We start from the raw sequence: 5,858 nt of genomic DNA, 5'->3' as shown, positions 1-5,858 counted from the left end.
GAAGCGGCGTCTCGAAGGACAAGGCGGCAAGCGTTCCGGTCAATAATACCGGATCAACACCACGCCGGCGATCAGCAGGGCGACGCCGAGGAGTTTCCAGTGGGTGACGGAATGCTGGGCAAAACCCAGCATTCCGTAATGGTCGATGATCACGGAGGCGATCATCTGGCCGGCGATGATCAGCGCCAGCAGGGTCGCAGCGCCCAGCTTCGGGGCCAGCAGGGTGGCGGAGGTGACGAAGAACGCCCCCACCACGCCGCCGAGATAGAGCCAGAGAGGGGCAGCGCTCAGCGCGCTCCAGGCCGGCACGGGCGTGCGCAGCGCCACGAGATAGGCGACCAGCACCACCGTGCCGACCAGGAAGGAGATCAGCGCCGACATTGCCGGCCCGCCGACATGGCGCGCCAGCATGGCGTTGAGGCCGGTCTGCACCGGCACCAGCATGCCGGCCACCAGCGCGTGGAAGAGATAGAGCCAGGTCATGGCGGCAGATATAGCCCGAGATCGGGACCGCCGCTAGCCGGCGAGAAGGTCGCGCACGCCCTGCGCCAGGAACCGCTCGTCTTCCGGATTCTGCGACGGGTTGCCGGCCCGGTGGCCCCAGATCGAGGGGATGGGCCGCAGCTCGCTCTGTTTCAGGTGCGGCAGTTCCAGCGCGTTATCCTCGGGGCGGAAATACAGATCGGTCTCGCCCGGCATCAGCAGCACCTTGGCCTTGATGGCGGACAGTGCCTTCGCTAGATCGCCTTTGTAGAGGTCGTTGGCGCTGATGTCGGAGTTGAACCAGGTGCCGAGCTGGGCATAGAGGTCGTTGGCGTCGCGCCGCGCATAGGTCCATTCCCAGAAGCGGACCAGGAAATCCTCCAGCGTCGCGTAGCCGAGGCTCTTGTAGAGCTGCTGGCGGTAGAAGGTCTGCGAGATCGCCCAGCCGGCATAGATGCGGCCCATGGCGCGGATGCCCTTCACCGGCTGTTCGTGGAACCAGCCGTCGCGCCAGGCGGGATCGGCGGTCAGGGCCGCGCGGATGCTGTCGAGGAAGATCTTGTTATGCTCCGAGGTGCGCGCCGAGGAGCAGGTGATCAGCAGCCGGTCCACATCGTCCGGGAACAAGGCACCCCAGTGATAGGCCTGCTGGCCGCCCATCGACCAGCCATAGACCATCGCCAGCCGCCCGATACCGAACACCTCCGTCAGGAACCGGCGCTGCAGCATGACATTGTCGTAGATGGTGATGGCCGGGAACCGCCCCTGATTCAGCGGATAGGGCGTGTTTGACGGCGAGGTCGACAGCCCGTTCGTCATCATGTTCGGGATGATGATGAAATAGCGCGTCGGGTCGAGGATGCGGTCCGCGCCGATCAGCCACTCGATATCCGTGTGCTGGGCGCTATAGGAGGTCGGGTACAGGATGACGTTCGACTTGTCTTCCGCCAGCGTGCCGTAGGTCTTATAGACCAGCCTGGCCGCCGGCAGGGTGATGCCGCATTGCAGGACGAAATTCGGGCATTCATAGGTGCGGGCGTCGGTCATGGGCGGTGTCCTGATCGAGTTATTGCCGTCGTGGATGACGGTGCCGTACCCCCCACCCTAACCCTCCCCCGCAAGGAGGGAGGGAATACCAGAGGAGGAATGAGCGACACCCTCCCCCTGGACGGGGGAGGGATGGGGTGGGGGTGGCGCACCGACGGCAGGCGTTAAGCCGCCCGTCCCGGCGCGGCCCCCAGATCGGCATGAATGCTGCGCAGGGTGGGGGCGTAGCCGGGGGCCACGTGCACCAGCCGGTCGCGCAACTTGTCGTGCGCGGCGGGCAGGGCGTGGAACGGGATCGACGGGTAGAGATGGTGCTCCGCGTGATACGGCATGTTCCACATCAGCAGCCGGACCGGCCAGGAGGCCAGCGTGGTGCGGGTGTTGGTCAGGCCGTTCGCATCCTCGCTGCAGCCGGTATGTTCGGTCAGCAGATAGGCGCGCAGGAAAGGCTGGCCCAGCACCGCCGGGATGATCCAGTAGAAGACCGGCCAGGCGCTGCCCAAGGCGATGGCGGAGCCAAGGATCGCCGCATAGGCGGCCAGCATCAGCCGCACCGAGGTCACCACCTCGGCCTTCGCCTTCTCCGGCACGAAGCCGGCGGCCTTGAAATTGCCGATCGCCAGCCGGCCCAGCGAGCGGCTGCGGTTGATCCAGTAGGGAATGGCGCTGATGCGCCACCAGAACGCGCCCCGGCTGCGCGGCGGCGGCGGGGTCAGCTCCGGGTCGCGCGCCGGATCCTGGGTGTGGCGGTGATGGGCGTGGTGGAAATGCTTGTAGAAGGTCGAATTCAGCAGCGAGGGCAGGGCCGCCAGCCAGCCGACAATGTCGTTCGCCCGGCGGCTCTTGAAGGCGGTGTAGTGCACCGTCTCGTGGATGGTGGCGAACAGCGAGACCAGGAACAGGCCCTGCACCAGCATGGCCGGCAGCAGCCAGAGCGTGCCCTGGCTGCGCCAGATGGCATAGCTGGACAGGCCGATCAGCCCCAGATGGATGGCGAATTGCGCGAAGCCCCTGGCGTCGGACCGGACGCTCAGCGCCTTCAATTCCGCCGGGGCGATCAGCCGGTTGCTTTCCATCGAGGCCGATGCGTCCGTCATCTCAATAGAGCCTCTCGATATACGCCTTCTCGGTGCGCTCCTCGACCGCTTCCACGGTCTCGCCCATGGCGTCGATCTGGTCCTTGATCATCCGGGCCAGCGACGGGATGGTGCCCTTCGGCACCTGGCTCGCCGGGTCCCACAGGCTGGAGCGCTTCAGCGCCTTGGCGCAATGGATGAAGCATTCGCGCACCGTGACCAGGATGGCGGATTTCGGCGTCTTGCCGTTCATCGCCATGCTTTCCAGCAGGGCGGGGTCGGTGCTGATGATGGCGCGGCCGCTGACCCGCAGCGTCTCGCCCACGCCCGGCACGAAAAACACCAGCGCCACCTCCGGATTCTCCCGGATGTTGCGCAGCGTGTCGATGCGGTTGTTGCCCAGCCGGTCGGGGATCGCCAGCGTCTTCTCGTCGACCACCTGCACGAAGCCGGCCGGATCGCCGCGCGGGCTCACATCCATCCTGCCCTCGGCATCGGCCGAGGAGATGCACAGGAACGGGGAGTGCGAAATGAACAGCCGGCTGTTCGCGTCGATCCGGTCGAGCACCTTGGCGACCGCCAGCGGCGTGGCGTCGCCATACAGCGCTTGCAGGTCCGGCGTTGCGGCGGCGGTGTTGTCGTCGAGCGGCATGCTGCTTCCCCTATGTCCAGCTTGTCAGGGGAGTATACAGCATCCTTTTGCGCTGACGAATCCCGTATGCCGGGTCAGCCGCCGGAATTTTCCCGGCAAACCTGGCGGCACAGGGCCAGCAGCTCCTCCAGATGCCGGTCGGCGATGGCAAGCTGGTGCAAGTGCGCCACCGTATTCTCCAGATATTCCGCGCAAGGGCCGATGCGGCCGCTGGCCTCGGCGATCACGCGGGCGGTGCGCCGGTCGTCCAGTCGGCCGGCATAGCGTTCATGCGCGCGGTTGATGACGAAGGTGATGGCGCGCACGTCGCCGGCGGCGGTGCGCACCGTTACCCAGCGCGGAATATAGGCGTCGCTGACCATTTCGCGGCGCCAGACGATGCGCAGCTCCTCGCGCGCCTGGGCGGCGTCGATGCGGAAGACGACGCCACGGCAGGAGCCGCCGCGATCCAGCCCCAGCGTCAGCCCCGGGCGTTCCGGCGTGCCGCGTCCCAGCGTGGTCCACAGGCAGAATCGGCGGTGCAGGCCATGCACCGTGCCCACGGCGCTTTCCGTAAAATGGAACGCCGGGTTCCAGATTAAGGAACCGTAACCGAACAAATGCACGTCGCCGGCATGATCTTCCGGCACCAGGGCGGACAGGGATGCCTCCAGCTCCGCTTCGCTCAACGCCCGGAAACCGGGCGGGCCCTCGGCCAGCATCTTGGCGATGATGCCGTCGCGGATGGACTCCCTCGTCAGACCCATGGATGCCTCTTCGTCGCTGCTGGCGCTAATCTTTCCGTTTCCACGGCATCGGGGGAAGCGTCAAGATCGCAATGCTGTTAAAATACTTGTCACTTACCGCCCTCCTGCCCCCAGATGGGGCGTTGGGAAGGGGAAAACATCCCCGACAGGGACAGGACCAGATAAGGTCGGAGAATAAAATTCATGCCGTTGTCAGCCGAAGACATCAAGGAACTCAATTATTCGCTCCAGCGCATGAACGGCGTGGCGGCGGTGTTCCGGATGCGCGCCGATGTCGCGATGAATCCGCGTTTCGCCGCTTTCGCCGATCTGATCGATTCCTATGTCGATTGCTGCCAGCGCAGCCTGACCCAGGGCCGCGACTTCATCCGCGACGGCCTGGTGATCACCGAGGAGTTCCGCGTCGAGATGACCGATACGCTGAACAAGATCATCGAGGGCGATGCCGGCGGCGCCGCCGTGAAGCCGGAGGAAAAGAAATAGGCCGCTCAGCGGCTTGTCGATTGCTTAACCAATCCTCCACCAATGCGCTGCGACAAATCGTCCGAAAGGCGGCGGCTATAGGGCGTTTGTGGCGGCTTTAAGGTTGCGAACCGTTGGCGCTCTCTGTAGGTTGATCTGCGAAAAATGCAATGCGGTTACGTTATGCGGGCATAGCAAAGGCCTATAACCCGTTGATCGTATTCGGATTGGGGGCCGCCCCCTGATGGACATGCCGAGGCTGCGGCCTCGACCCATCGGGACGCGGTCCGGGCGCGGCGATAGCGATTGCCGCCAGGATTTTTATTTTGCGAGGAGCGCCCGCCCGGGGGGGCGGATCGATAGCGGCGGTAGGTTTCTGCAGACGGACATGCGCCCTGAAGGGGCGTAGTTCCAGCCAACCGCTCGCCGGAGAAGATGGGGGAGGGGCGTCTAGCCAGCGCGATGAAGGAAGAAAAGCGCCATAAGCTGCTGCGGCCGTTTGCCGGCCTGTTCGAGCGGGTTTTCGTCGAACGCCAGATCATTCTTCGTTCCGAGGGACATACACGCTACTTCGTGTTCTCGAAGCGCATGCAGATGATGATGGCCACCGCCATTGTCGGCGTCATCGGCTATGCCAGCTTCACCACCGCCGCCTATCTTTACCAGTCGCGCATCGCGCTGACGAAGGACGAATCGGTCGAGCGCTCGCAGCTCGCCTATCGCAACCTGCTGGATCAGGTGGCCGATTATCGCGAATCGATCGTCAGCATCACCACCGATCTGCGCGACAAGCAATCCTACCTGCGCCAGCTGTTCGAGCAGAATGAATCGCTGCGCCAGCATCTCTCCAGCACCGAAAGCCAGCTGAAGCAGACCGAGAGCGAGCGCCAGCAGGTGGCCGAGGGCCGTGTCGCGATGCGCGACCAGATGCGCCTGCTCGAAAACGAGATGCGCAACATCCACACGCAGAATCTGTCGCTGGAAAAGCATATCGCCAGCCTGCGCACCAAGCTGATCGACGCCGAGACGGCGAAGGCCAATCTCGACCAGACGCGCAGCCAGCAGGCCACCGTCATTCAGGATCTTCGCCAGCGCCTCGCCACGGCCCATAGCCGCGGCGACGGGCTGGAAAAGGAAATGGTGTCGATGCGCCAGGATCTGCAGAAGGCGATGACCGACCGTTCCGAGATTCTGGGCGAGAAGGACAAGCTGGCCGCCACCATCACCTCGCTGGAAGGCCAGGTCGTGGCGATGCAGCAGCAGCATCACGAGGCGCTGCGCAATTTCGCCGACCGCACCGCCGAGCGCATCGCCTTCGCCGAGGATCTGATCGCCAAGACCGGGGTGCCGGTGTTCGATCTGCTGCCCGGCCCGCCGCCGCCGCCGCCGCCG

General features: G+C 64.9%; 7 protein-coding genes. 2 read left to right on the top strand and 5 right to left on the bottom strand.

Going from position 1 to position 5,858, the window contains the following annotated elements:
- Nucleotides 1-39: 39 nt before the first annotated feature.
- The 5 genes from AUP43_RS05920 to AUP43_RS05900 form a co-directional block, all read right to left on the bottom strand.
- Complete coding sequence (locus AUP43_RS05920) at nucleotides 40-483, bottom strand: DMT family transporter (RefSeq protein ID WP_067553757.1); 444 nt, start codon at nucleotides 481-483, stop codon at nucleotides 40-42.
- A 33-nt stretch (nucleotides 484-516) separates the two neighbouring features.
- Nucleotides 517-1,530 carry an alpha/beta fold hydrolase gene (locus AUP43_RS05915; protein WP_067553755.1) on the bottom strand — a complete coding sequence of 338 codons (1,014 nt, stop codon included), beginning with the start codon at nucleotides 1,528-1,530 and terminating at the stop codon, nucleotides 517-519.
- 164 nt (nucleotides 1,531-1,694) lie between these two features.
- The gene (locus AUP43_RS05910; RefSeq protein ID WP_067553753.1) at nucleotides 1,695-2,627 is read right to left on the bottom strand and encodes a fatty acid desaturase; all 933 of its coding nucleotides are present in this window, start codon (nucleotides 2,625-2,627) and stop codon (nucleotides 1,695-1,697) included.
- A 1-nt stretch (nucleotide 2,628) separates the two neighbouring features.
- Entirely contained in the window at nucleotides 2,629-3,258 is a 630-nt protein-coding gene (locus AUP43_RS05905) for a pyridoxamine 5'-phosphate oxidase family protein (RefSeq protein WP_067553751.1), read from the bottom strand.
- 74 nt (nucleotides 3,259-3,332) lie between these two features.
- The gene (locus tag AUP43_RS05900) at nucleotides 3,333-4,004 is read right to left on the bottom strand and encodes a gamma-glutamylcyclotransferase (RefSeq protein WP_067553749.1); all 672 of its coding nucleotides are present in this window, start codon (nucleotides 4,002-4,004) and stop codon (nucleotides 3,333-3,335) included.
- A 183-nt stretch (nucleotides 4,005-4,187) separates the two neighbouring features.
- Between AUP43_RS05900 and AUP43_RS05895 the strand changes: the two genes are divergently transcribed.
- Entirely contained in the window at nucleotides 4,188-4,487 is a 300-nt protein-coding gene (locus tag AUP43_RS05895; protein ID WP_067553747.1) for a hypothetical protein, read from the top strand.
- 441 nt (nucleotides 4,488-4,928) lie between these two features.
- On the top strand, nucleotides 4,929-5,858 hold a 930-nt coding region (locus AUP43_RS05890), incomplete at its 3' end, for a DUF5930 domain-containing protein (RefSeq protein WP_157089257.1).

Origin of the sequence: Oceanibaculum pacificum (assembly GCF_001618175.1) — a bacterium.
In the GTDB taxonomy this organism is placed as follows: Bacteria; Pseudomonadota; Alphaproteobacteria; order Oceanibaculales; family Oceanibaculaceae; genus Oceanibaculum; species Oceanibaculum pacificum.
The sequence above is the reverse complement of the archived record's forward strand: the minus strand, read 5'-3'. Positions and strand labels throughout refer to the sequence as shown.